The 26,087-nt window shown below is 62.2% G+C and carries 17 protein-coding genes; 6 read left to right on the top strand and 11 right to left on the bottom strand.

The features are described 5' to 3' along the window. Positions 1-19: 19 nt before the first annotated feature. The gene (locus HU230_RS06140; RefSeq protein ID WP_176532467.1) at positions 20-2,575 is read left to right on the top strand and encodes a glycosyltransferase family 2 protein; all 2,556 of its coding nucleotides are present in this window, start codon (positions 20-22) and stop codon (positions 2,573-2,575) included. On the opposite strand, the gene HU230_RS06135 is transcribed toward HU230_RS06140, so the two are convergent. Next, positions 2,516-4,855, bottom strand: coding sequence for a glycosyltransferase family 2 protein (locus HU230_RS06135; protein ID WP_176532468.1), 2,340 nt, complete (start codon positions 4,853-4,855; stop codon positions 2,516-2,518). The two genes, HU230_RS06140 and HU230_RS06135, sit on opposite strands and share 60 nt — an antisense overlap. Positions 4,856-5,082: 227 nt before the next feature. Between HU230_RS06135 and HU230_RS06130 the strand changes: the two genes are divergently transcribed. Beyond that, positions 5,083-6,390, top strand: a complete 1,308-nt coding sequence (locus HU230_RS06130; RefSeq protein WP_176532469.1) for a UDP-glucose dehydrogenase family protein — start codon at positions 5,083-5,085, stop codon at positions 6,388-6,390. A gap of 370 nt (positions 6,391-6,760) precedes the next feature. Here HU230_RS06130 and rfbD read toward each other — a convergent pair whose 3' ends face one another. Further along, on the bottom strand, positions 6,761-7,672 hold the full coding sequence (gene rfbD / locus HU230_RS06125) for a dTDP-4-dehydrorhamnose reductase (RefSeq protein WP_176532470.1): 912 nt from the start codon (positions 7,670-7,672) through the stop codon (positions 6,761-6,763). Further along, complete coding sequence (gene rfbC, locus HU230_RS06120; RefSeq protein ID WP_176532471.1) at positions 7,672-8,226, bottom strand: dTDP-4-dehydrorhamnose 3,5-epimerase; 555 nt, start codon at positions 8,224-8,226, stop codon at positions 7,672-7,674. Before rfbC ends, rfbD begins: the two co-directional genes overlap by 1 nt. A gap of 109 nt (positions 8,227-8,335) precedes the next feature. Here rfbC and rfbA point away from each other — a divergent pair, with 109 nt between their 5' ends. The 3 genes from rfbA to HU230_RS06105 all read left to right on the top strand — a co-directional run bounded on the left by rfbA (position 8,336) and on the right by HU230_RS06105 (position 11,037). Next, entirely contained in the window at positions 8,336-9,247 is a 912-nt protein-coding gene (gene rfbA, locus HU230_RS06115) for a glucose-1-phosphate thymidylyltransferase RfbA (RefSeq protein WP_050630279.1), read from the top strand. Next, on the top strand, positions 9,237-10,304 hold the full coding sequence (rfbB, locus tag HU230_RS06110) for a dTDP-glucose 4,6-dehydratase (RefSeq protein WP_176532472.1): 1,068 nt from the start codon (positions 9,237-9,239) through the stop codon (positions 10,302-10,304). The genes rfbA and rfbB overlap by 11 nt, the downstream gene beginning before the upstream one ends. A gap of 166 nt (positions 10,305-10,470) precedes the next feature. After that, positions 10,471-11,037 (top strand): hypothetical protein, encoded by a 567-nt coding sequence (locus tag HU230_RS06105; protein ID WP_224943050.1) that lies wholly within the window; start codon positions 10,471-10,473, stop codon positions 11,035-11,037. Positions 11,038-11,154: 117 nt separating this feature from the next. Here the strand turns inward: HU230_RS06105 and HU230_RS06100 are convergent, their stop codons facing one another. Next, positions 11,155-12,384, bottom strand: coding sequence for a glycosyltransferase family 92 protein (locus tag HU230_RS06100; protein WP_224943041.1), 1,230 nt, complete (start codon positions 12,382-12,384; stop codon positions 11,155-11,157). Positions 12,385-12,580: 196 nt separating this feature from the next. On the opposite strand from HU230_RS06100, the gene HU230_RS06095 reads away from it, so the two are divergent. Then, positions 12,581-13,822, top strand: coding sequence for a glycoside hydrolase family 71/99 protein (locus HU230_RS06095; protein WP_224943040.1), 1,242 nt, complete (start codon positions 12,581-12,583; stop codon positions 13,820-13,822). Between the two features lie 254 nt (positions 13,823-14,076). Here the strand turns inward: HU230_RS06095 and HU230_RS06090 are convergent, their stop codons facing one another. From HU230_RS06090 to HU230_RS06060, 7 genes are all read right to left on the bottom strand, one after another. Continuing rightward, positions 14,077-15,000, bottom strand: coding sequence for a glycosyltransferase family 2 protein (locus HU230_RS06090; RefSeq protein ID WP_176532474.1), 924 nt, complete (start codon positions 14,998-15,000; stop codon positions 14,077-14,079). 11 nt (positions 15,001-15,011) lie between these two features. Beyond that, positions 15,012-16,835, bottom strand: a complete 1,824-nt coding sequence (locus HU230_RS06085) for a glycosyltransferase WbsX family protein (protein WP_224943038.1) — start codon at positions 16,833-16,835, stop codon at positions 15,012-15,014. Positions 16,836-17,553: 718 nt separating this feature from the next. Continuing rightward, a complete protein-coding gene (locus HU230_RS06080; protein ID WP_176532476.1) occupies positions 17,554-19,590 on the bottom strand; it encodes a tetratricopeptide repeat protein in 2,037 nt (678 codons plus the stop codon). Beyond that, entirely contained in the window at positions 19,587-20,933 is a 1,347-nt protein-coding gene (locus HU230_RS06075; protein WP_176532477.1) for an HlyD family type I secretion periplasmic adaptor subunit, read from the bottom strand. Before HU230_RS06075 ends, HU230_RS06080 begins: the two co-directional genes overlap by 4 nt. Then, positions 20,923-23,157, bottom strand: a complete 2,235-nt coding sequence (locus HU230_RS06070) for a peptidase domain-containing ABC transporter (RefSeq protein WP_176532478.1) — start codon at positions 23,155-23,157, stop codon at positions 20,923-20,925. The genes HU230_RS06075 and HU230_RS06070 overlap by 11 nt, the downstream gene beginning before the upstream one ends. Positions 23,158-23,353: 196 nt before the next feature. After that, entirely contained in the window at positions 23,354-23,968 is a 615-nt protein-coding gene (locus HU230_RS06065; protein WP_176535125.1) for a class I SAM-dependent methyltransferase, read from the bottom strand. A gap of 345 nt (positions 23,969-24,313) precedes the next feature. Then, on the bottom strand, positions 24,314-26,083 hold the full coding sequence (locus HU230_RS06060; protein ID WP_176532479.1) for a calcium-binding protein: 1,770 nt from the start codon (positions 26,081-26,083) through the stop codon (positions 24,314-24,316). Between the last annotated feature and the right edge of the window lie 4 nt (positions 26,084-26,087).

The following is a 26,087-nucleotide window of genomic DNA, read 5'->3' as shown; positions in this document are numbered from 1 at the left end:
GGGCAGACAAGGGCGACATTTGACCGCCGACGCGCGCAGGATCGCCTTTACGTCCAGAACGCTCCACCACGTCGATCTCGAGCGAGCCGCCGTTGGAGCGCTCGAGGCACGTGATTTCCGTCGCGCATTCGCGCTGGCCGACCGCCGCTGCCGGATCTTGCCGCATCCGGGCGCACGCGCCCATTTGCTCCGCGCGGAAGCGCTGTTTCGCCTCGATCTCAAGGATGCGGCTGTCGCCAGCGTAGCCAAAGCGCTCGAGCTCGAACCGGACGACCTTGCCGCCGCGCGGCGAATGATGGCTTGGGGCGGCGGCCTTGCGCAGATCGAAGCCGCACGAAGCGTCACGCGGCGCGATGACGATCCGGATTCAGTCAGGAGCGCTCTCCTGCTGCTCGAGCAGAGCGGTCAGGACAGCTGCGCCCGTATCGATTTCCTGGATGAGGAAGTGAAGGGATGGGTGACGTGGCGAGGAACTGATGACCCGCACCTTTCACTGGCGCAAGCGGATCAATCCAGCACCGTCCAGCTTCCCGCCGATCCTCGTCACAGGTTTGCACTCGATGGACGACGTGCTGCGAGCTTCCGTCTGATGCGGCCGGCGTCCGCGGCCTCGCAGCGCCTCGAGATCGCACAGGCGGCCCGCGTCATCGCGAGCGTTCAGCTCCCGGCCAACCGCGCGCCGGATCGCCGCGCCCCACCGCAACGGCCGCCTCGCGCCGGGAGCGCTGAAACTCTGCCGCTCACCATCATCATTCCGGTGTACCGGGATTTGGCCGCGACGCGCGCCTGCATCGAGAGCGCATTGACGGCCGTGGCCTGCACGCCGGGCGCGACCATCGTTGCCGTCGATGACGCGTCGCCCGAGCCCGATATCAAGCGCCTGCTCGGCGAACTGGCTTCCGAGCAGCGCATCCGGCTCCTGACCAACGCGCACAATCTCGGCTTTGTCGGCGCGGTCAACCGGGCGCTTGCCGAGACCGATACCGGCGATGTCGTGCTGCTGAACTCGGATACGACGGTGCCGAAATACGCGCTGCAACGCTTGCAAAATGCCGTGCAATCGACGCCCGGCGTGGGCACGGCGACCCCGCTCTCGAACAACGGCGAATATACCAGCTTTCCAATTCCGAACCGGTCGAACCCCCTGCCCTCGCCCGACGAGCTGGAATTGCTGGACGAGCTTGCCGGCACGGCAAATTCCGGGATCGCCATCGACATTCCCAACGGCATCGGGTTCTGCCTCTACATCACCCGCGAATGCCTCGACGCCGTGCATGAGCTCTCCGACGACTTCTATCGCGGCTATCTTGAAGACGTCGACTTCTGCCTACGCGCCGCGGAGGCCGGCTTCCGCAATGTGTGCATCCCTTCGGTCTTTGTCGGACACGAAGGTTCGCGCTCGTTTCTTGGCGAGAAGCGTTCGCTGGTGCTGCGCAATCTTCGCGTGCTAGAACACCGTTACCGGCGATATGCGACGGAGTGCGCGGCGTTCCTGCTTGCCGATCCGTTGCGCGATTGCCGCATGGCGCTTGAGCTCAAGCTGCTCTCCAACGAACAGTGCGCCACCAGCCCCCACGTCATTCTCTGCGGCTCCGCCGTTGGCCGCGAGATTGCCACCAGGCGGTGCAGGCAGCTCGCGACGGAAGACAAGCGCGGGCTGATCGTTCACTTCCGCGCCGAGGGACAACGCCAGCTGGCTGCGATCTTCGCTCCGGACGGCGGAGCCCCGCAGTCGATCGCACTCGACGTTGCGACAGCTAAGGGCCGCGAGGCCCTTCTGCAGCTTCTCGCCGATCTCCGAATCCGCTCGCTCGAGATTTCGGAACCGGACCGCATCCCCAGGGCATGTCTCGTGCAGCTCACGCAACATTTCGCCTACGAGCTGCTGATCACCGACACCAGACTTGCCGAGCGCGCCGCGATTGGATCCGGCCTTCATCCGGACTGGACCGGTCTTGTCGAACGGGCCCGAGGCGTGATCACGATCGGCGAAGAGGGAGCAGCCTTTTCGGTCTCGGTTCTCGGCCTGCAAGTTGTCAGGCCGAGCGACCCGCCGGTGCGGCCGGCGCGGCGTCCTGCCGCGAGCGGCCCGGCGCGTCTCGCCCTGCTTGCCCTGCGCGGCAGCGCGGCGGAACTTCGCTTCATCAGAACGCTCAGCGATCAAATCGCCAATGCCCATGCAGACGCCGAGATCATCGTGCTCGGCACCACCCTCGACGACCTCAAGCTGATGCAGCGGACGAATGTCATGGTCACCGGCGAAATCGCCGTCGACGACGTCGCGACACTCATCGAAGGTCACGGCATCACGAAACTGGTTCTCGACATCGGCGAACCGGCATTCGGGCATCCGCTGGTCGACGCTCTGCTGGCGACCGGATTGCCGGCCGCCGCGACGGAATGGCTTCCGACACCGCCGGGACGTAGCCGAAAGACCGACCTGAAGCTGCAGTCCGGCTTTGACGCCGATGAAACGATTGCCGCCGTCCTCGACTGGGTGGTCGAAGATGTGCAGTTACATCCCGATCGGAGGAGCAGTCGGCACAGGCGGGAGGTTGGCGCGCGGCTTCCATGACCGCGGCGGCCATGCAAGCGAGGAGAACGGCGTCGAGTCCAGCCCGAGCAGCGGGCTGTAATAGGGATCATCGAGCAGCACCTCGCCCCACTTCGCGCGCAGCATCGCCAGCTCGCGCCCGAAGCGCGCTTTGCGGTCCGGCGCGGAATCACGGCCCCGGCTTGCCGACTCCAGGTGAACGAGTTTCGCGTCCGGCGTGAATACGATCCGCTTTCCGAGCTGGCGCAGCTTCAGGCACAGATCGATATCGTTGAAACTGATCGGAAAGCGGACCTCATCCATGCCGCCGACAGCCACGAAATCGCGCTTGCGCATCAAGAGGCACGCGGCCGTCACCGCCGAACATTCGTGCGCCACCTGGAGCAGATCGCCGTAGCCGGGATCACCATCCATCCGGTCGTTGAAGGCGTGCGCGGCGGAAAAATTGGCGCCCAGCACCACCCCGCCGTGCTGCACGACGCTGCTCGGCCAGAGCAGCTTTGCGCCGACGGCTCCGACATCGGGAGCAGAGAGCCGCCACAGCATCTCCGCCAGCCAGCCGTCGTCGAGCGCCTGGACGTCGTTGTTGAGGAAGCAGATGTTCTCCGTGTCGACGCAATCGACGGCGGCGTTATTGATGGACGCGAAGTTGAACGGCCCCTCGACCGAAATGACGTCGATTTCGTCGGCTGAAAGACCCTCGAGATAGTCCAGCGCTTCCGGCTCGCTCGAGCTGTTGTCGACGACGAGAATCCGGGCGTTGGTCTCATGTGCGGCCGGCAGGACCGTCTCGATACAGCGCTTGAGGAGTTCGGCGCGGTTTCTGGTCGGGATGATGATGGTGGTGCGCTCGTTCCAATCGACCGCCCGCTTGACCCGCACAGCTGGAAGAAGCCCCGCTTTCCGCGGCTCGACATTCGCCTCGACGCCGGTCCTGGCAAAATACGCCTTGCTTGCAGCGACAAGTTCGGCGGTTGCGACGGACGCATCAATTCGCGGCAACGCCGCAACAGATCCCGGCAGATGATAGGTTCGCTCAGCATCCACGCAGCCAATGAAGATGTCGTAGAGCGACGTCGCCGATCGCAGCGCTTCCACGGCACGTTCCCGGCGCACCGCAAAGCAATACGATCCATAGCCCTGCTCGAGCGCACGTTCGCGATCGAATGCCGAAAACGCCAGCGGCCAGACCGCACCGGCGCCGGCCGCGATCTCGACGTCGCCATAGACGAGATCGCAACCGGGCTCGGACGCGAACACATCGGCGAAGCGCTGCAAGGCATCTTCCGCCAGGATCGTCCCGGCCAGACAGAAGACGAAGAACGCACTGTTGGCGGCATCGCCGTCGACGAACTCGCGCGCAGCGCTGGAATCGAACTGACCGACCCCCCGCGCCGGCAGGCTCACCGCCGACCAGGCCGGGTGCCGCTGGGCTTCGAGGCTCTCGATGCTTTCGTCCACCCTGGCATCCCCGATCAGGACGACCGCGGCCTCGGATGGAACGTCAGACGGTGCTGTCGGCGAGAAGCGCTCTTTCCAGCTGCGATAGGTGTGAAACGGCACCGAAGCGGGCAAGAGCTGATCGAACAATTGTCCGCGCAGCCGCTCGCTATCCCAGCGTCCGAGCTCCGCGATGGTTTGCTCCAGGCCGCGCTCGAAAGCGACGAATGCGACCGGCTCCGAAATCAGGCTCCGTCCCGAAACTGTCCGCGCCGACAGCCCGCGCACGCGACCGTCGGCAAAATGCTCGGGCAGATGAAAGTCGATCCGGCGGCCGACGCCGAACTCGCTGCCCCGCGCAACGTTGGTCCACCCGGTCGGCTTCACAGTCATCACCGGCCGTTGCGCGATCAGGATCTCGATGTCTTCGTCGACGTCCTGCGAGAGCCAGCCCTCGAAGCGCAAGCCTCCGGCCCATTTGATATCGCCGATTCGGTGCCACTGCACTTCCGGTACAGCGGCGCCGCAGCGAATCGGAGTACCGACGGGACTTCCGATATTTGCCAGTCTTGCCTCGATGATCGCAGCGTTCGAGCTGACCTCATCCTGCACGTTGAACGTAAAGCCAAATCGACCGTCACCGATTCCGGCATCGGCAAGCTCTGTTACAAACTCGTCACACAATGATGACATGTATGGCTCGCCGTCGACCAGCAGTTCGACGGCGTAGCGTCGGGTAGGATCGGCGCGGTCATAAACAAATCCAGAAAACGTCGTGCGATCGTATCTGGAGAATTGCGTTTGCAGCGACGCGTATTCAGCTCCTGAGGGCCTCTGCTTGCCTATCGTCTTCGTGCTCATGTCCACCCCTCAAACGGCGGCTCGATTGTCGGTCGATTTCAAGTTGAGAATGTGTCCATGGCGCGCCCAAGGTGATTAGCGGGCACTCACCTGCACTGAGGCGATCACCGTTTGCACAAAAAGCCGCCGAGCTCCAACACAAACGATACGTTATAAAACTTGGCGTTATCGGCGCCAATTGTGCTAGTGCTAACTCCTCCTCTCCACACTGATCGACGAGCGGATTCATGAAGATTGCAATGGTTGGAACGGGATATGTAGGTCTCGTGTCCGGAGCGTGTTTTGCCGATTTCGGCCATCAGGTCGTGTGTGTCGACAAGGACGCCGGCAAGATCGAAGCCCTGAAGCGCGGCAAGATCCCGATTTATGAAACCGACCTCGACAAGCTCGTCGAGACCAATGCCGCCGCCGGACGGCTGACCTTCACGACGGAGCTCGCCGGAGCCGTCGGCGACGCCGATGCCGTCTTCATCGCGGTGGGAACACCGTCGCGGCGCGGCGATGGCCACGCGGACCTGAGCTACGTCTACGCTGCCGCCAAGGAGATCGGCGCAGCACTGAAGAAGTTCACCGTGGTGGTGACAAAGTCGACCGTGCCCGTGGGCACCGGCGACGAGGTGGAACGCCTGATCCGTGAGACCCGTCCCGACGCGGATTTCGCGGTTGCTTCGAACCCCGAATTCCTGCGCGAAGGCGCCGCGATCCAGGATTTTCGCCATCCCGACCGGATCGTCGTCGGCATCGAGGACGAGCGCGCCAAGAGGGTGATGGGCGAAGTCTATCGCCCGCTCTACCTGAACCAGGCGCCGATCCTCTATACCGCACGACGCACGGCGGAATTGATCAAATACGCCGCAAATGCCTTCCTCGCCACCAAGATCACGTTCATCAACGAGATCGCCGATCTCTCCGAAAAGGTCGGGGCGAACGTACAGGAAGTCGCGCGCGGCATCGGGCTCGACAACCGGATCGGAACCAAGTTCCTGCATGCCGGCGCAGGCTATGGCGGCTCATGTTTCCCGAAGGATACCCGCGCCTTGTTCAAAACGGCGCTCGATCACGACGTCCAGCTGAAGATCGTCGAAGCCACGCTGACCGCGAACGACAACCGCAAGCGCGCGATGGCGCGCAAGGTCTCCAACGTGCTCGGCGGAGAGCTGCGCGGCAAGACGATCGGCGTGCTCGGCCTGACCTTCAAGCCCGACACCGACGACATGCGCGAGGCACCGTCGATCCCGCTGATCAACGGCCTGATCGACTTCGGTGCCAAGGTTCGCGCCTACGATCCGGTCGGCATGGAGCAGGCGCGCAAGGAATTGCCCGAGATCGAATACTGCAAGGACGCCTATGAATGCGCCCGCCAAGCGGATGCGCTGGTGATCGTGACCGAGTGGCGCCAGTTCCGCGCGCTCGATCTGAAGCGCATCAAGCAGGAAATGAAGCATCCGGTCGTCGTCGACCTGCGCAACATCTACCGACCGGACGAGATGGCCGCGCACGGCTTCACCTACGACAGCATCGGCCGGCCGCGCTAAGCGGCCGTGCCGGCGCCGTCTAATACCAAAGCGCGATGAGGTTGAATCCCCATCGCGCTTTTTGCTTGTTGTCTCAGCATCGGCCCAGCGCAAACGCCGCGTGCTTGGCGCGGGGACGCCGCATCACATTCTGAGCTCCAGAGCATAATGAGATTAAGTTGAGCTGGAACGGCGTCGAAAGTTCACCTCTCCCTTGGGAGAGGTCGATTTGCGCAGCAAATCGGGTGAGGGGTTACGGTCTACCGAGAGAGCAAGAGCCCTCACCCGGATTCACCGGACAATGCTTCGCATCGCCGAGAGCAATCCGACCTCTCCCCAACGGGGAGAGGTGAGACCGCGCCAAGCCGATTCAACCAAAACTCATCCCGCTTTAGGCGTGGGCGGGCGCGCCGAGCTGGACATACGAGTCCAGCTCGCGTGCGAGCGCTTCCTGCCACGTCGGCATCGCGACCCCGAACTGCGTCTTGAGCCGCGTCAGATCCAGCCGCGAATTGCCCGGACGCACCGCCTTGGTCGGGAAATCGGCCGTCGCAATCGGAACGATGTTGTCGACCGCGAGCGTGACGCCACGAGACCTCAGCCCGCCGACAATGGCGGTTGCAAAGCCGTGCCAGCTGGTTTCGCCGGCGCAAACGAGATTGACGACACCGCCCCTGCGCGCGAGCTGATCGTGCAGCGTGGTGATGTTCGGCAGGACGATGCCGGCGACCGCGCTCGCAATCGCTTGTGCCGTCGTCGGCGCGCCGATTTGATCGGCCACGATCCGCAATTCCTTACGCTCGCCGGCAAGCCGCGCGATGGTGCGCAGGAAATTCGTGCCCTTTGCGGCATAGACCCAGGAGGTGCGCGCGATCAGATGCGCCCCGCCGGCCGCCTGGATCGCGAGATCGCCGGCAAGCTTGCTCGCGCCGTAGGCCGACAACGGTTCGGTCGGGCTGTCCTCGCGCCACGACCGGTCGCCTGAACCGTTGAAAACGTAGTCCGTGGAGAAATGCACCAGCGGCACGCGGTTCGCTGCCGCCCATTTTGCCAGCGCTTCGGGTCCCCTGGCGTTGACCAGGAACGCCAGCTCGCGCTCGTCCTCGGCGCGGTCGACGGCCGTATAGGCGGCCGGATTGATGATGAGATCGGGCTTCAGTCTCTCAAGCTCGCCCGTCAACATCTCCGGCTTCGACAGATCGAACTCCGCGGTCGGCGGCGCGATGATGGTGCCGTAGCCTTCCAGCAGAGGCTTGAGCGCACTGCCGACCTGGCCGCGCGTTCCCGTCAAGAGAATCCGCATCAGATTTGTCCATAGGTAGGGAGATTGCTGGCGTCGGCGAGGAGCGGCGCATCCGCATCCTTGGCCGACAGTTGTGGCTTATCGACGCCCCATTTGATCCCGATCGCCGGATCGTTCCACCGGATCGAGAGCTCGTCCTTGGGACTGTAGAAGTCATCGCATTTGTAGAAGAAGTCGGCAGTTTCCGAGAGCACCACGAAGCCGTGGGCAAAGCCGCGCGGGACCCATAGCTGACGGCGGTTGTCCTCGCTCAGTTCAACCGCGACATGCCTGCCGAAGTTCGGGCTGCCGACACGCACGTCGACGGCAACGTCCAGCACCTTGCCGCGCAGCACGGAGACGAGCTTGCCCTGAGTGAGCGGGTTTTGCAGGTGCAGCCCGCGCAGCACGCCGTAGGCCGAGCGGGACATGTTGTCCTGCACGAAGGGGCGCGTGATGCCATGCTCGACATAACGGGGCGACTGATAGGTCTCGAGGAAGAAGCCGCGCTGGTCGCCGAACAGCTTCGGCTCGACGATCAGAACTTCAGGAAGCTCGGTCTTGATGACGTTCATTTAACATTTGTTCCAGTTTGACGCGCCCGAAATGTTAATTTCCACCTCATAACAAACTTGTGCGGCGCACGCTATATGTTATGTTTTGATAATCAAACTGTGAGGGACCATGAAAGGCATTATCCTTGCCGGTGGCACCGGCTCGCGTCTCTACCCCGTGACGACCGTCGTCTCCAAGCAGCTGCTGCCCGTCTTCGACAAGCCGATGATCTATTATCCGCTGTCGACGCTGATGCTCGGCGGAATCCGCGATATCCTGATCATCTCCACGCCGCAGGACAAGCCGCTGTTCCAGCGCCTGCTCGGCGACGGCAGCGAGATGGGTGTCCGGTTCGCCTATGCCACCCAGGAGACCCCGCGGGGCCTCGCCGACGCCTTTATCGTGGGACGCGAGTTCATCGGCGATGACTCGGTCGCCCTTGTGTTAGGGGATAACATTTTCTACGGCCATGGTCTGCCGAGCATGCTATCGGCCGCCTCGGTCCGCAAGAAGGGCGCCACCGTGTTCGGCTATGTCGTCAACGCGCCCGAACAGTACGGCGTGATCGAGCTGGACGGCACCGGACGGGCGCTGTCGATCGAGGAGAAGCCGAAGCGACCGAAGTCCAACGTCGCGGTCACCGGTCTCTATTTCTACGACAATGACGTGGTCGATATCGCCGCCGGCATCAAGCCGTCGCCGCGCGGCGAGATCGAAATCACTGACGTCAACAAGGCCTATCTCGAGCGCGGCGACCTCTATGTCGAGGTGCTCGGCCGCGGCTTCGCCTGGCTCGACACCGGCACCCATTCCTCGCTGGTCGAGGCCAGCCATTTCGTCCAGATCCTCGAGCAGCGCCAGGGCCTGCGCATCGCCTGCCCCGAGGAGATCGCGCTGCGCCAGGGTTACATCTCGCTTGAGGCCTTCGCGAGGGTGGCACAGAAGACCGCCAAGAGCAGCTACGGCGAATATCTGCTGTCGGTCTACCGCTCGTTCCAGGGTCAGCCCCGCACTGCCGAGGTATTCAAACATGCGGTTTAAGGGATCGACGATCTTCGTCACCGGCGGCGCCGGCTTCATCGGCTCCGCCGTGGTCCGGCACCTGCTGCGAGACACCCACGCCCGCGTCGTCAACATCGACAAGCTGACCTATGCGGCGAACCTGGCTTCCCTGCCCGGCTCGACCGAGAGCCTGAACTACACCTTCGAAAAGGCCTGCATCTGCGAGGCGCAGGTCCTGCGCCGGCTGTTCGAGAAATATCAGCCCGATGCGGTGATGAATCTTGCGGCGGAGAGCCATGTCGACCGTTCGATCGACGGCCCCGGCGAATTCATCCAGACCAACATCGTCGGCACCTTCACGATCCTGCAGGAGACACTGCGCCACTGGCGCACGCTCTCGTCCGAGAAGCGCGACCAGTTCCGCTTCCTGCATATCTCGACCGACGAGGTGTTCGGGTCGCTCGGCAACGAAGGCCTGTTCACCGAGACCACGGCCTATGCGCCGAACTCGCCCTATTCGGCCAGCAAGGCGTCGTCCGATCATCTGGTACGCGCCTGGCGCGAGACCTACGATCTGCCGACCCTGGTGACCAACTGCTCCAACAATTACGGACCCTATCACTTCCCGGAAAAGTTGATCCCGCACATGATCATCAAGGGGCTCGCCGGCGAGCCGCTGCCGGTCTATGGCGACGGCCAGAACGTCCGCGACTGGCTGTTCGTCGAGGATCATGCCAAGGCGCTAACGCTGGTGCTGGAGCGCGGCGAGGTCGGCGAGACCTATAATGTCGGCGGCCGCAACGAGCGCACCAACCTGCACGTCGTGGAAAGCATCTGCGACCTGCTCGACGAGGTCATGCCGGCTGCGGCGGGCCCGCGGCGCCAGCTGATCAATTTCGTCGCCGACCGGCCCGGCCACGACCGCCGCTACGCCATCGACGCCACCAAGCTCGAGACCGAGCTCGGCTGGCGCGCCGAGGAGAATTTCGAGACCGGCATCGCCAAGACAGTGCGCTGGTATGTCGACGAGCAACCCTGGTGGCGCGCGATCCTGGAGCGAGGCTACAAGGTGGAGCGCGTCGGGCTGAACCAATAATCGTCGCTCTCTCCAAGCCATCGGCGTGGATAGCCAACAGGAAGCCGAGAAGCGCGATGAAGATTCAACCGTATCTCATCGCGGCTTGACGAGCCGCGACCGCCTTCCAACGGTGGATTGGCAACCACCCGCCAGACAACAAATCGAGAAACCAAAGGATCCCGCCATGAATATCGCAATGGACGGTCAGGAACAGACATTGTTCAAAAGCTTCGTGGATCTCTCGACGCGCTATCTGGAGTTCGGGTCGGGAGGCAGCACCTGGCTCGCCTGCCAGACGAAGAAGGAGTGGGTCATCTCCATTGATTCCTCCTCGGAATGGCTCTCCAAGGTCGCCGACGCCACGCGCGGTGCGAGCACCCAGCCACAGCTGCTGCACGTCGATATCGGCAAGCTGCGCGAGTGGGGTTACCCGGTGGAGAAGGAGAAAGAGAGCTCCTGGCCCGATTATCACGAACGCATCTGGGAGCGTCCGGAAAGCAAGACGGCGGACTTGTATTTCGTCGACGGCCGGTTTCGCGTGGCCTGCTTCGTGCAGTGCGTGCTGCACGCCGCACCGGGAGCCTTCATCGCAATTCACGACTTCGAGAACCGTCCCCACTACCATTCCGTGCGGACGGTCGCGCGCGAAATCGCGCGGGCCAACAACATGTCTGTCTTCCAGAGGCCGGCAAAGATTGACATCGAAGCTGCGCAAGACTTGCTTGCGAAATACCGGCTAGAGCCCCTGTAACCGATCGCTGCGCAGTTGATCGCCGCGATCAACGGTCACTTCAAGCACAATGGACAATTTATGGGGCGCGCCGCCTTGGCGCGCCCTCCCCCGGCGAGGATATCGCCGTTCCCAGATTCAGGCCTGGACCAGTTTCTTCAGCTCCGGAAGAAACCGCTGGATCGTCGCGTCTTCGATATCGTTGCGATCCCGCAACGTGAAGAACTCCATCGCGCGGATCTTCTCGGGATCTCCATCGGCCAACGGCCTGCCGCGCTCACGCTTCTTCAGCAATTGCTGCCGTGACTTCGTGTAGTAGTGATTGATGACGAGCTTGTCCCGCTTGGGAGCCGTACAGCGGCCGCCGATCGGGAAAACGGGCGTGCCATCTTCCTGGACGTAGCAGCCCAGAACGAGCGATTGATGGGGATGCAGGTAGGACACGATGGTGTCCGGCCGAATGATTGACTTCATGATGAAATGATCCGGGAAGTCGTCCGGAGCGCGACGCGTGAAGGACTCGATGCACAAGCCGGCCGGCCTCGCATCGTGACCGTTCGATCCGAAGTTCAGCCAATGCACCGCCACCGCCGGCGCTGATCCAACCTCCGCCAGGACGTCCTTGATGTTGCCGGCCTGGGTCGGAAACAGGTACTCATCGGCATCGATGAAGGCGCACCATTCCGAGCAATTGCGATAGCTGTCGATCGCATGAGAGAACGCGCGCATCTGGCCAAATTCCCCCTCCACGAAATGATAGGTGATCATTTCGGGCCACGGGAAGGATTCGATGACGGCGCGCGTGTTGTCGGTGCTGCCGTTGTCGTAGAGGTAGAAGTGGTCCACTCCGACCAGTCTGTGAAAGTGTAGCCACTCCAGCAGGTCGTCGCCCTCGTTCTTGATGGCGCACACGACGGCTAGGCCATGCTTCTTCCGATCGACCCCGACATAGAGCTTCTTCGCCTCCATCACGCGCAGCAGGCCGGCAAACTCGCGCCGCAGATTTTCGCTTTTCGGGGCCGCAGCAAGCGCGGAGAGATAAACGTCCTGCGCTTCGTGGGCTGATCCCATGTTGAGATCCGCGATCGCAAGGCGATGCAACACCCGCGAGTCGGATGGCAGCTGCTTGACGAGGTCGAGAAGGATTGCACGGGCTCCGGCGAAATCACATGCCTGCACAAGCGCTGCCGCCTTTGCAAACCGGAATTCCTTGTAGTGGCCGTATTGCTGCTCCAACTGCTCGACCGACTGGATGAGGTCGTCGGGCTTCGGATTTGCGATCCGCCCGGAAAAGAAATCTCGAAGCCTTGTCTCGATCTCACTTGCTGGAAGCGTATCGAGATTCACGCCTGAGCTGAAACTAGACAATGCAGGAATTTCCATGTCCAACCTGAGCCGCTCCCCACGAGATCAACAAGCAATTACCATTGGTTCGCACCACGAATTCCCTATTAGCGCACTTATCCTACAAGAATAAGGCTATAACACGTAGCGCTCACATTTAACTGTTGTAAGGTTATTTCGAGGAAAATCAATACAATAGAAGCAGAGGGCTCGCTGTCATTTGCACGAAACCGTCGCACCGGACGGGAACGATCGGAGGTCGCCAATGAACAATGAGAATGCAGCAGTCCGTAAGCCGTTCGCGCTTACGAGACGGATGTTTTTGACATCGTTATCCGCAAGCCTCCTGCCCGGCTCGCTCAGCGTGCTGGGTTCCAGCCATCCTGCTGCGGCCGCGGCACCCTCCCGGCCGCTGGTCGGAGCGATCCGATGGGACGCCTGGTATTCACCGGGCTCGCAGCCGACGGAAGCCATGAAGCAATCGCTTGGTCCCGAAAAATATCGTTGGCGAACGCCCTTCTTCGGAACACAAATGAACCGCGATCCCAACGCGCTCGATTTTTCGGCTTCGATCGAGGCCGAGATGGACAAGGAGATCGACCAGGCCATCTTTGCAGGACTGGACTATTGGGCGTTTGCCGCCTACGGCGCAAACCACCCGATGTCGAAAGCCCTGTACGCGTTCAGAGCCCGGCCAAAGGCAGCCGAACTGAGATACTGCATGTTCACCGAGCTCGGGCGATGGGGATCGGCAGCCAAGCTGTCCTCACTGCCCCAGGAGCACATCGGCCTCATGGCGGACAAGAACTATCTGAGGGTGGAGAATGATCGGCCGCTGTACTTCCTAGGCTTCATCAAGGGAGCGGATGTGCAACGAAGCTGGGGGGGCGTGCAAGGTCTCCGCACCCAGCTCGGCAAGTTCAAATCCGACGCCAACGGCGCCGGGCTTGCCGATCCCTACGTCGTGCTGGCGGGAGACACGAAATTCCTGAGCCAGGAAGCCGCCAATCTGGGCGCCGACGCGGTCGGGTCATATGCGATCACAACCGGCAACGGCCGCGGAAGCTTTGTAGATCTCGCGAAGTATGCCGAAAAAGGCTGGAACGATCTTTCCGCGAGCCAGGTCCCGGTCGTGCCCACGGTGATGACCGGATGGGACAGGCGCCCGCGCATCGAACGTCCCGTGCCCTGGGAAAAGTCGCAGCGTCCCGGCGATGGCGTCACCAATTTCTATGCCGCGCCGACGAAGAAGGAATTGGCCGGCCATCTGGCGCAATCGATCAGCTGGGTGAACAGCCGTGCGCCGGATCGCCGGGCCCCCGCGGTGCTGATCTATGCCTGGAACGAAAATGACGAAGGTGGCTGGCTGGTCCCCACCGTGCCCTGCCAAACCGATCGCCTGGAAGCGCTGCGCGAAGTTCTCAAGGCGACCGCAAAGACGGCGTCGAAGAACCTCTGCTAAAGCATGATGAGATTAGGTTGAGCTGGAACGGCGTCGGAAGTTTACCTCTCCCTTTGGGAGAGGTCGATTTGCACAGCAAATCGGGTGAGGGGTTACGGTCGACCGAAATCGCGGCAAGCCGATTCAACCAAAATTCATCCCGCTCTAGGTCGGTCTTAGAGACGTGCGTCGCGGCTTGCGTGAAGCCGCGACGCACTCTCAATCAGGGCTCCGTTCCGACTGCATCGGAACGGATAAGGCAGGCTTTCCCTCGATCAGCGCCAGCGAAGCGGTCTGGTCCGATCGTTCGACTCCACCGTCCGATGTTCCGGATGATAGGGCGCGTAGATCTGCTTGACCCAATAATTGAAGTTCGGGTGCAGCTTCACGAAGCCATAGAACGAATCGCCGAAATTGGACGGGCTGAGGCAGGTCTTGTTTTGCGGCCGCGACGAGATTGCGTTCAGGCAATACGACTCCATGCAGGCCTTCGTCTCGCTCTCCGCCACCTTGCTCAGACTTCGAAAGCTGTTGGTTGAGTGAAGTCGATACAGATAGCGGTCGGACTCGAGATAGGTCGGCTCGACCTTGGTGACAGCGCGCAGGGCGAAGTCCCAGTCGTGACAGTATTTGAGGTCGGCGAGCCAGCCCACCTGCCGCAGCAGTTCACGGCTGAAGACGAAGTTTCCGGTCGACGCGGCAATCTGGGAATCCAGGAATGTCCATGACAGCGGCGCACCTGCGATCTGGGCCCGATCGATTGCATAGCGCAGGCGCGTGGGAAACTGGTAGTTGCTGATCGACTTGCCGTGCTCGTCGATCGGCTCAACGGCCGAGAAGCCGAAGAACAGCCGCTCATTGGCATATTGATCCGCGAACAGCCGAACCCGCTCCTTCGAAAAGGCATCGTCCGAATTCAAAAGGAAGATCATGTCGCCGCTCGTCAGCGACAATGCCCTGTTCCAGGTGTAGTGGGCGCCGAGGTTTTGTGGGTTCTTGAGCAGCTTGCAGGAGACAAAGCGCTTTCCAAACGACCGCTTCTTGATCACCTTCTGTGCGACTTCAAAACTCCTGTCCGGCGAATGGTCGTCGACGATGACGAGCTCAATGTCGGCAAAAGTCTGCTGATAGACAGTCTCGAGGCATTCCTCGAGATACTGCTCGTGCTTGTAACACGCGATGACGACACTTGCGAGCATCGGCGGCGACCTCAACGTCTCACGATGATCGAATGGCGGGACCGCACCAGCGCGCTGGCGCCGTCGCCGACCTCCAGGACCGCGAGCTGATATTCACCGTCCGGCAGATCCCGAATCGAGAAGGACAGCTGGAAGCCGAAATAGCAGTCCTTGCTTTCGGCCTTCATGTACTCCTTCACGTCCACGCGCTCGTGCCAATCGACGATCAGGCAGTACCCGCTATTGACCGCGCCATCCGGCGCAAACGCCGACAGCACCAGGAATCCCGTTCGTTGCCGGCTTGCTTCGAACGTATTGCCCGCGCAGATCCAACCCCGCACCAATATCTCGAAGCGCGGATCGACGATCACCCGCTCGCCGGTTTGCGAATTGATGTTCTCGATGACCAGCAATGAACCTGCCGGATTATCGGATGCGCCTTCTGCCTCGACCGGCGTGCCGTTCCTGACACGCTGCACGCCCGAATGAGTGAGACCCGACCGGTGCAGGTTTGCGAGCACTTCGACATGGGTCGAAGCCTCCTTCACCGCCCACTCGAGCTCCTGCCTGCTCAGGCAATCGAGCAGATCCGGGCTATTCCGGATCTGCGCCGAAATCGGCTCAGCCGAAGCCACCCTTCGCACGACGTCGAGAAACGCTCGTCCGTGGCGCGAATCCGGCTCGAGATGAGCACCCTCCGCCCACTCGTTCCAGGAATTGATGAACACCAACGACTCGGAGAAGCTGTTGCCCTTGGCCCGCAGCGTCGCGTCGCGAAGCCAGACCTCAAACGCCTCCGGACTGGACCTGGTGAAGACGTGACCGCGCGCGCCCTTGCGAGGCGTATTGTCCCAGCGCGGCATCACGGCAGGAAAGAACGGGAAATCGTAGGTCTTGCCGATCGACGATCGCATCGCATCGACATAGTCGTACACCTTACCGGCGAAGGTCGGCGGAGCATCGACGTCGGCCGGCGGCACCTCCCGCGTCGAGACCGTGTGCGGCGGAAACTCGATCGCAGCATCACAATTGACGTCGCGCGGATCGAACTCTCCGAAGGTCATCGCGTTGCAAATCAGCAGCTCGCCGATTCCAAGCTCTCTGGCCCGCTCGCGCCAAATCTCGAACAGACGCTGCTTGTCCGGCAACAATGACGGCCTGTAGACGACGATGATCTTTCGACCATCGACAGTGATGTAACGCTCATCGAGCAGCAGGTCGGCCATGTCGTCGATAAAGCGGACATCGTCGTCGAGCGAGTGATTTTGTCCCAACAGAAGCTCGGCATCCGAGCCATCCCACCGGCGGGACCAGTTCTCGTTTGCCCAGCAGATGCAGAATGGCAGGTTCGGCTCGCCGTCCTCGAGCAGGAGCTGAAGCGGCTTTTCCAGCAACCGTCGCCCCTGAAACCAGTAGACGTAGTAACAAAATCCATCGATGCCGTATTTGCGCGCGAGGTCGCCCTGCTGGCGGCGCGTTTCCGGCAGCCGGACGTCATAGAATCCGAGATCGGCCGGCAACCACGGCGATTCGTGAGCCGGAAACTGGGCACGCATGCGCGCGACGTTGGTCCACTCGGAGAACCCCGGCCCCCACCACCTGTCATTTTCTTCAAATGAATGGAATTGCGGCAGGTAGAAACAAATGTAGCGCACCTCTTTGGTGGCGACGGCCGCCGGTCCGGCAATTGTCCTGTTGTCGTTGTTCGGAAACAGCAGATCATCGTAGTCTTCGATCGAGAAGCCTAACGCTACGACCACTTCGCTCGGCGTGAAATTCTCGAACAGCGGTATCTCGTAGTATTCGCCATCGTTCAGGCTGATGCGCAGATAGATCTGCGCATGCTTGGGCTCCACGAGCGTGTTTCGGAGGGCGCGCGCCAGCCGACGGCGCACACCCGGCGTGGATAGATCGATCCGGAATCCGGGACGTCCGATCACGCTCCGCGGACCGATGCGGGCCGGCATGGATCGGCCGGTGCGTCCTTCTTCGACACAGTGGGAAGCGACAAAGAGCGCTATCGAAACCGTTGAAGCAGGCGACTGGGCATCGACAATCCAACCCGAGATTCCCCGCCCCGAATATTCGAGGATCGCGCCACGCAACCGCGATCCTGACTGGAGATCGCTGATATCGGGATCCAGGAACAGGCTCTGCGGATGGTCTTCCTGCTGAACCGGACTGGCAACGGGCAACATATCCTTCGTATCCCTGACGCTCCGTTCGACCATCTTGTTCATTGCCACTCAATCTCCTGCCAACGTTTAACGCCGGCTCCAGTTTCTTTCCCGGTCACGCGGACGTTCGATCCCGGGATCACATTGCCTGACACGCTCCGGATCGTGACCTCTCGGTTCTTATCGATCATCTTCACACAACCAGAGGTGCAATGAGCATTTATTCCGCGAACCCACATTAACGCAATCTCTCTATCGTCGATATGAAAGCCATTGTTAGTTCTGCCTAGATTGTCACGCGGACATGCACGCTTCAGTGCCTTCGCGCCCAAAAACAAAGCCGTGTCACTGTCTCTGCCATTGCTTGCGCGCGACGTGATGTCCGCCTCCAACAATCTCAGCCGACGCTCTCGCCCATCGCCTGCAGACGACGCAGCGCACCTTCGTTGTTCTGTTGCGCCGCCAGTCGATACCAGCGCAGCGCCTGATCGCGGTCCTGCGCGACACCGTTGCCGGCACGCAGTGCATCGCCAATGGCGACTTGGGCTTCGGCCATGCCCTGCTCCGCAGCTGCCGCGAACCACTCGGCCGCCTTCGCCGGATCGGCGTCGCGGCCCTGACCTCGCCCGAGCATCACGGCAAGGTTGTATTGCGCGGTCGTATGGCCCTGGCGCGCCGCGGCCTCGTACCATTTCACGCCCTGGGCAAGATCCTGCTCGATGCCCTGCCCGGTGCAATACATCACCGCGAGCTTGAACTGCGCTGCGGCGCTGCCGCCATCGGCAGCCTTGACGATCCAGCCGGCTGCCGCCTGCGGATCCTTGAGGGCGCTCTTGGGATCGGAATACAGCAACGCCAATGTGTGCTGGGCCTCGACATGGCCGGCACTTGCCGCGCGCTTGAACCATTGGGCCGCGGCCGGTAGATCGACGGCGCCACCGGACCTTCCCATGTGAAGACCGCCCAACTGGAATGCCGCGGCGGAATGACCGACCTCGGCGGCATCGGTGAGCAACATGCGCGCTTGCGCAAGACCCGCTTCGGACGGCTCCTGCTGGATGAGAAACAGGGCATAGGCCGTCTTTGCATCGGCGTCGCCGCCCTTGGCCGCCTTGCTGAGCCATTCGGCAGCGCGCACCTGGTCGCGCGGCACACCGTTGCCCGCCGAGTAGAGCCGGCCGAGTTGCACGCCTGCGGCGCCGATGCCTCCCTCGGACGCGCGCTCGAACCACTTGATCGCGGCCGCGACATCGCGCGTCACGCCGTTGCCGTTGAGATAGAACACCGCGATGTTGTGGGCCGCCGTGGCATGGCCGCTCTCAGCGGCGCGTTCGAACCATTTCGCAGCCTGACGGATGCTGGGTGGAACGCCGGTGCCGGTGGCGTAGAAGCGCCCGGTAAAGAACTGCGCCTGCGCATCGCCGCGCTCGGCCGCCTTCTCGTACCAGTACGCCGCCTCGCGCAGATCCGGCTCGGCGGCGGTGCCGAGCGCGTAGAACTCGGCCAGCGCCTGGATCGCCGGCAGGTAATCCTTCCGTGCCGCCTTGCGCAGCGCGGTCTCGGCCTTGTCGAGGTCCTTGGCCACCCCTTTGCCGCTCAGCCGCAACAGCGCGATGTTGTAGAGCGCGATGGTATCGTCATGGGCAGCGGCACTCTGAAACAGCCGCGCGGCCTCTTCGACATTTTCGGGCAGCCCGGTGCCCTTGAGACACATGAAAGCGAGCGCAACCTGCGCGCGCACATGCCCCTGCTCCGCGGCCTTGTGATACCAGATCGCGGCCTGCGCAAAATCGACGGGAACACCGCGTCCCTGATAATGCACGTCGCCAAGCGCAAATTCGCCGGCCGCCGCCTTCTGCTCGGCCGCGGCCTCGTACCAGCGCAGGGCAACTGCGTGATCCTTGGTGCAGCCTTGCCCGTTGGCGTACATGTCGCCCAGGAGCGCCTGTGCGTCCGCCTTGCCGGCCTCCGCCGCCACCGACATCCAGAGGAAGGCGGCGTCGAGGTCCCTGGGCACGCCGATTCCGTTCGGGAACACCAGATCGTGGAGGTTGGTCGCCTTGTCACCCAGCCGCGCCGCGGTGGATTGCCGCCACATCTCGGGCCTGTTCGGTCCAAGCGCGGCCCAAAAACCGTGGAAGTAGATCAAGCCGAGCTGGAATTGCGCGTCGGTGTGTCCGTTCAGGGCGGCGCGCTCATACCACGCGACCGCGTCCGGAATGTTGCCGATGACGCCCTCGTTCCGCGCATAGAGCAGTCCGATCCGGTAATCCGCCTCCGGGTTGCCCGCGCGCGACGCAAGCCGCCACAAGCGCAACGCCTCGAGATATTGCCGGTTCTCGTAAGCCTCCAGCCCCCGTTCAAACTGCGATGAGTCTGAACGGGAGGAACCGGGCCGGAGCAAGTCGAGAAGGGATCGCGTCGATACCGTCATGGCTCGCGCATTGCTTCTTTTGCACTGCGCAGCATGCCGCCGAGCAGATACATCGCCACCGAACGGGTGCCGACATTGACATCGCCCTGCAGCGTCATGCCGGGAATGAGGCGGAAATTCTTCGGAACATCCTTGAAGTTGGTCTCGTCGACCGAGCATCGCGCCTTGTAGTAGGCATCGACCGGCTTTCCGTCATCATCGGTCGTGAAGGCGCCTTCGCTGATCCAGCGAATCTTGCCCTGCGCCGTACCGTGCTCCGCCGCGTTGAAGGCGTCGACCTTCATCGTGCAGGGGTCGTTCGGCCGGACGAAGCCGACATCGCGCGACAGGATCTGGATCTCGGCCTCGAGCCGGGTCTTGAGCGGCATCAGCGTGATGAAGGGATCGCCCGGCTTCAAGACCGATCCAACCGAGAGCTTGGCGAGGGTCAGGACGACCGAGGGCTCGGCAGCCGTCCACCGCACCAGGTCCTGATGCTTGATGGCCTTGTCATAGTTCGAGCGGGCGGTATCCAGGCTGTTGCGCGTCGTGACCAGATCCTGGCTCAGCTGCGCATTCCATTGCTCGGTGAAGGCCTTGCGATCGGCCTTCAACGATTCCAGCTGGTGTTGCGCCTCCAGCAGGGTGTTGTGCGTGTTGTCAATCTGGCGCAACAGCTCCAGGCGATTATCCTGAGACAGATACAGGTTCAGCTTGGACCCGCTGCCGCTTTCGGCAAGCGTCGAGCGCATGTCCTCGATCTTGCCGGCGATCTCGGCACGTTGACTGTAGCGCTCGTCGTCCTTCTTCGACTTCTGGATCGTCGCTTCGGTCTGGCTGATCTTGGAGTCGTAGCTGTTCACCTGCGCGTTGTACTGGGCGACGCGCTGGTCGTAGAGCGCCTTCTGCAAGGCATTGTACCGGGTAACTTCCGGATCGTTGGACTGACCGAATGTCAGCGGCTTTCCGGACAATTCGGCCTCGTCGCGGGCAACCTGTGCGTCAAGGCTGGCAATCTGCAGCTTGTACTGCGTGACATCGGCCACGGTGAAGGTCGAGTCGAGCGTCGCGAGCAGCTGACCCGTCTCAACCTGCTCACCTTCCCGAACATCGATCGTCTTGATGATCGATGCGTCCAGGGCCTGCAGCACGTTGATCTGATCGACCGGAACGATCCTGCCGCCCACGCTTGTGATGACCCGATCGACGCGCGTGAAGCACATGATCGCCACGACGGAGACCAGGAACGCCGACAGCACGAACAGCGTCGCGCGAGCCAGCAACGGCTCGGCCGCCTCGCGGATGGCATCGGTTTCGGACTGGAACTGGCGAACGGTCGCGAGCGAAGCCTGATTAGGAGACAAGGGTCGGACTCCTGAAGTTCTTCTCGTTGCGGCCCGCCGGCACGAGATGCGTATTCTGCTGGTACCAGAGCGAGCTATAGATGTCGTTTCGTTCCAGAAGCTCGTCGTGACGCCCGATGTCATTGACCACGCCGCGATTGAGCACGAGGATCGCATCGGCCTTCGTGAGCGACGACAGCCGGTGCGAGATGATGATCAGCGTGCGCCCCTGGGCGATCCGCGAAATATTCGCGTTCACGATCGTCTCGCTCTCGGCATCGAGCGCGCTCGTCGCTTCGTCGAGGATCAGGATCGGCGGGTTGACGATCAGCGCCCGCGCGATCGCGAGGCGCTGACGCTGCCCGCCGGAGAGATTCGTGGATCCCTCGTAGATATAAGTCTCGTAGCCGCGCGGCAGCTTGTCGATGAACTCCTCGGCGCCGGCCAAACGCGCCGCCCTGACAATGTCGTCGAAGGTCGCATCCGGCTTCGCGGCTGAGATGTTCTCGCGGATCGTGCCGCTGAACAGGAAGTTCTCCTGTAGCACGACGCCGACGTTGCGCCGGAGATGGTCGACATCGTATTCGCGGACATCGATGCCGTCGACCTTGATCAGACCGCCGTAGTCGGAGTGCAGCCGCTGCAACAGCCGCGTGATCGTGGTCTTGCCCGAGCCGCTCTTGCCCATCACGCCCAGTGTCGTGCCGAGCGGAATCTCGAACGAGATGTTGTTCAGCGCCGGCGACACCGCCCCCTTGTACTTGAACGTGACGCCGGAGAATTCGACCAGTCCCTTGAGCGGGACCCGCACGCCATGGCCGGAACGTCCCTCCTCAGGCGGCTGATTCACCAGCCGGCCGACGATCGTGACCGCCGTGCGCGCCTCGTCGTACTGGTTGATGAGTTGGGCCATCTGCATCAGCGGGCCGGCAACGCGTTGCGACAGCATCAGAAAGGCAAACAGCGCGCCGACATAGACCGGATCGCCGCTCGACACGGCCAGGTAGACACCGAACGCATAGGGCGCACTCACCGCCAACCGTTCCAACGGACGCACCACCGTCTGGATCGCGGTTCCGGTCAGGCCTTCGGCAAGACGCGCCTTGGCGACGCGCGCCACAAGCACATCCCACATGTGGCGCTGCCGCGTATCGAGCGCCAGCGATTTGATGGTCCGCATGCCGTTCAGGCTCTGGATCAGGAACGCGCCCTGTGCGCCTTCGGCCGCCAGGGTTGCCGAGGACTTCTTCCGGTAGGTCGGGAGCATCAGGACAAGCCAGGTTACGATCACCCCAGCAAAGCCGAGAACCATCAACGTCATGATCGGGCTGAAGAAGAACATGACCGGCAGGAAGAAGAACAGCGTCGTCGAATCGAGAACGGTCCCGAACAACTGCCCGGTCAGGAAGCCGCGAATTCGAAACACCTCGCGGATGTCCCGCGAAATCAGGCCGACGGCGTTCTGTTCGAAGTAGTCGATCGGCAGATTGAGCACCTTCTCGAACACATAGGTCGACAATTTGACGTCCAGGCGTGCCGTCAGGCGTTGCACCAAATATTGCCGCAGGAAGGTGAACGCCGCCTCGAACATGATGACCACGAACATGGCGATGCAAAGCACGTAGAACGTGTTGTAAGCCTTGTAGAAAATCACCTTGTCGGAGAGCAGCCGCCAGAACATGATCGGCGCCAGGCCCATGAAGCCCAGGATCAGCGCCGCGATCGCGACGTCGCGCAGGATCCGCCGTTCGCGGAACAGCAATGCGGTGACAAAGCCGAAGCTGAACGGCTGGGTCTCGTCGGAGATCTCGTAATCGCGCTTGGCCATGACGACATCGCCCGACCAGATGTCCTCAAAGCGCGGTTGATCGATGACGAGCAGTGCATCCTCGCTCGCGTTCGGATCCTGCAAGACCACCCGGGTGCTGTTTTCATCGCCTTCGAGGCGCAGCAAGACCATGTGGCTGCCATCGCGCAGCCGAACGATTACCGGCAGTGCCCGCTTGAGCTGGCTCAGCCCCTTCCAGTCCAGCGTGACGGCCTTTGCCGTCATGCCCGAGGAATTCGCGCACTTCAAAAGCTCGGCAAGCGTGACTTCCTGGTCACCGAGGAGATTGTCATGGATGAGCTGGGACGGGGTCAGGTGCAAACCATGCTGTCTTGCCACGATGACGAGACAGGCGAGACCCGAGGGCGGCAGCGCCTCCACCGAAGGTGCGCCGACGAGCGAGAGGTGTTTGGTCATGGAAGCCTCGAGGTTTCGACTGCGCAAGATCCGGTCCCTAGCGAGATATAACTTATCACTGTTAGTTCGCTAACGCAGCATTTTCAGCGCATCGTTCCGAAAAGATATGTGTCGCAACAAGCACAGAAGCCAGTTCCGGCTATTGCTACCGGTGGTTTAACCACGGAACCCTTATAACATTATTTAACATCAACGATCACGGGGCGACGGTCTCCGTCTCCCGGAAGTCGAAGCCGCAGGCCTCGAGCTGCGGCCGGAGCCGCCTCTCCTCGGCCTCCGGCATGAGCGCCAAGGCGCAGACCTCGAAGTTCCCGCTGCGAACGGACACCGTCGGAAACCCGGCGCTCAGCAGCAGGTTTCCCATCCGGTCGCACGAAAACCCGGTCTTGTGCGCCATGTGGTGGCGTCCCTGCTCGATCGCGCCGGAATGCCCGTAGATCATGTCAAGTGGCCGGATCGGACCGGCCGGCGAGACATAGGCGACTGCACCGAGGCCCTGGGTCAGCATGTGCTGAGCCACCGCCTCCAGGTCGGGCGACATGATGAGCGCGAACCCGTCCGGCTTGAGAACCTCGCGGAACTGGACGAATGTGGGATGTATCTCATGGGCATAGAGATGCTCCATCAGATGGGAGCACCAGATCGCGTCGAACGAGGCCGGCCGGCACAGTTTGGCGAGATCGGTAATCGAGCCGACGATGTCCGGACTCACGCTGCCGTCGACATCGAGGCGAACCTCCTCCCATTCATGCGACGTCAGGAGCGGCTGGATCCGCTTGGCAACCGTCGATCCAGCGCCGGCGTTCAGCATTTTCTTCTTGGCCAATTCGAGAGCTCCGCGGTTCGCGCATTAAGCGGCTGATTTCTGCAGCGATCGCTCGTCCTGACCAAAGTTGCCGGCGCCGCGGGAAACCATCGGCCACGGCACCACTCAATCGAGCGAGCCACACGCCTTTACAAAAGCTCCATGGTCCGAATGTGACGAACTAACGTTCTAACGTCCGGTAACGGAATGTCTGGAGCGGAACTTGAGACGGAGTTCGCCCGATCCGACGCCAAATGATCGACAAGTTCCGATCACCGTGTTCGCACACCAACAAAAGCGCCGCCCAACCGAGGTCGAGGCGGCACCCTCACTTCGTGAAGACCTGGGATGTTACAACCTGGTCGAGTGACCATCGTTGAAGATCAGGTATTCGATGTTGCTGATCTGGGTCACCTGGCCATTGCTGAAGTTGATGTCCAGAGAACCGTCCTTGCCTGCACTGATGTCGGTCACGTCGGTCGAGGCGTGATCCAGGAAGGTCAGCGAGTCCTTGTTGCCGGCGCCACCGTCAATGGTGTCTTTGCTGCGGAGGTTGGACAGGTAGAAGCAGTCCTGACCCGAGCCACCGACCATCGAGGCCGTGCCGGTGGCGGAGCCAACGAACGACGAACCGCCATTGCCGCCGATCAGCGTCTGCGTGCCCGAGCCGGCAACCATCGTATCGTGGCCGGAACCGCCATGCAGCGTGTCGTTGCCGGCACCGCCATAGAGCGAGTCGTTGCCGTCACCGCCGTAGAGCGAGGTCGCACGCGAGGCATCGCTGCCTGAATAGAGCACGTCGTTGCCGGCGCCGCCGTATTCCGCAACAGTGCCGGTGCCGCCTACCAGCAGGTCGTTGCCCGCGCCGCCATCCAGCGTGTCGGCACCGGCATCGCCATAGAGCGAGTCGTTGCCGGCACCGCCATAGAGCGAGGTCGCGTGCGACACATCGCTGCCCGAATAGAGCACGTCGTTGCCGCTGCCGCCGTATTCGGCAACAGTGCGGATACCGCCGACCAGCAGGTCGTTGCCGGCGCCGCCATCCAGCGAGTCGGCACCGGTACCGCCATAGAGCGAGTCGTTGCCCGCACCGCCGTCCAGCGTGTCGGAACCGATATTGGCAGGATTATACCCTGCACCGGCAACCAGCGTGTCGTCGCCCGCACCGCCATCGAGCAACGTGCCGAGCCCATAACCGGCGCCTGACTTGAGAACGTCGTTGCCGCTGCCACCGTACTCCGCAGCAGTGGCGGTGCCGCCCTGCAGCAGGTCGTCACCGGCGCCGCCATCCAGCGTGTCGGCAACGCCACTGGCACCACCTTCCAGCGTGTCGTTGCCGTCACCGCCCGACAGAAACGAGCCGTACCACGCAAACAAGTTCGCGTAGAGCAGGTCGTCGCCGGCTCCGCCGTAGATCTGATCGCTGTATGTGCCGGCGACCAGCGTGTCATTGCCCGCGCCACCGTCGAGAAACTGGTTGCCGAAACCCGCGCTCAACCAGTCGTCACCGGCGCCACCATACAGGCTATCATCGCCCCAGCCACCGAGCAGCTCGTCGTTGCCGCTACCGCCGTAAAGCGCACTGGAAACGCTCGTATCGAACACCGGGCCGCCGGACAGCAGCGTGTCGTCGCCGCTACCGCCAAACAGTTGCGCTGAGGTACCGCCCCAAAGCCAGTCGTTGCCGGCGCCGCCGTCCATCGTTTCGTGACCCACGCCGCCGCCGTACACCGTGTCGTTGCCAGCGCCGGCAAGAACCGTCGTCCCGCGGTTGTTGTTAAAGGTGATTTCGTCGTTGCCGGCGCCGGTCGCGATCAGCACCGGGGCGGCGCCGTTCACGGTCAGCGTCACGTCGCTCTTGGTGGCTTCGATGATCGCCTTCAGCTTGGGATCAAGCTTGATCGTATTATTGGCGTTGGTTTCGATCAGAACGTTGGCGTCCGGATCCGGGTTGCTGATCCCCGCCCCCACCTCGACCGGGATCGTCGCGCCGTCATCCGGGCTGGTGTAACCGATCCCCGCGCTGATCAGATAGTCGAGAATCTGTTGCCGGGTTGCGTGATCGATCGTGGAGCGGATCGCGGCCTTGAGCCCCGTCTGGTTCAGGTTTTGCGTCACCATCGAT

The sequence above is a fragment of the Bradyrhizobium quebecense genome, assembly GCF_013373795.3.
GTDB lineage: Bacteria > Pseudomonadota > Alphaproteobacteria > Rhizobiales > Xanthobacteraceae > Bradyrhizobium > Bradyrhizobium quebecense.
This window is presented reverse-complemented; position numbering and strand designations above follow the sequence as displayed.

What these genes read in the sequence shown, in the direction of transcription:
- HU230_RS06080 (WP_176532476.1), bottom strand. Translation starts at nt 19,590, where the DNA reads ATGACGGTATCGACGCGATCCCTTCTCGACTTGCTCCGGCCCGGTTCC.
- HU230_RS06130 (WP_176532469.1), top strand. Translation starts at nt 5,083, where the DNA reads ATGAAGATTGCAATGGTTGGAACGGGATATGTAGGTCTCGTGTCCGGA.
- HU230_RS06135 (WP_176532468.1), bottom strand. Translation starts at nt 4,855, where the DNA reads ATGAGCACGAAGACGATAGGCAAGCAGAGGCCCTCAGGAGCTGAATAC.
- HU230_RS06060 (WP_176532479.1), bottom strand. Translation starts at nt 26,083, where the DNA reads ATGGTGACGCAAAACCTGAACCAGACGGGGCTCAAGGCCGCGATCCGC.
- rfbB (WP_176532472.1), top strand. Translation starts at nt 9,237, where the DNA reads ATGCGGTTTAAGGGATCGACGATCTTCGTCACCGGCGGCGCCGGCTTC.
- HU230_RS06090 (WP_176532474.1), bottom strand. Translation starts at nt 15,000, where the DNA reads ATGCTCGCAAGTGTCGTCATCGCGTGTTACAAGCACGAGCAGTATCTC.
- rfbD (WP_176532470.1), bottom strand. Translation starts at nt 7,672, where the DNA reads ATGCGGATTCTCTTGACGGGAACGCGCGGCCAGGTCGGCAGTGCGCTC.
- HU230_RS06065 (WP_176535125.1), bottom strand. Translation starts at nt 23,968, where the DNA reads ATGCTGAACGCCGGCGCTGGATCGACGGTTGCCAAGCGGATCCAGCCG.
- rfbA (WP_050630279.1), top strand. Translation starts at nt 8,336, where the DNA reads ATGAAAGGCATTATCCTTGCCGGTGGCACCGGCTCGCGTCTCTACCCC.
- HU230_RS06070 (WP_176532478.1), bottom strand. Translation starts at nt 23,157, where the DNA reads ATGACCAAACACCTCTCGCTCGTCGGCGCACCTTCGGTGGAGGCGCTG.
- rfbC (WP_176532471.1), bottom strand. Translation starts at nt 8,226, where the DNA reads ATGAACGTCATCAAGACCGAGCTTCCTGAAGTTCTGATCGTCGAGCCG.
- HU230_RS06105 (WP_224943050.1), top strand. Translation starts at nt 10,471, where the DNA reads ATGAATATCGCAATGGACGGTCAGGAACAGACATTGTTCAAAAGCTTC.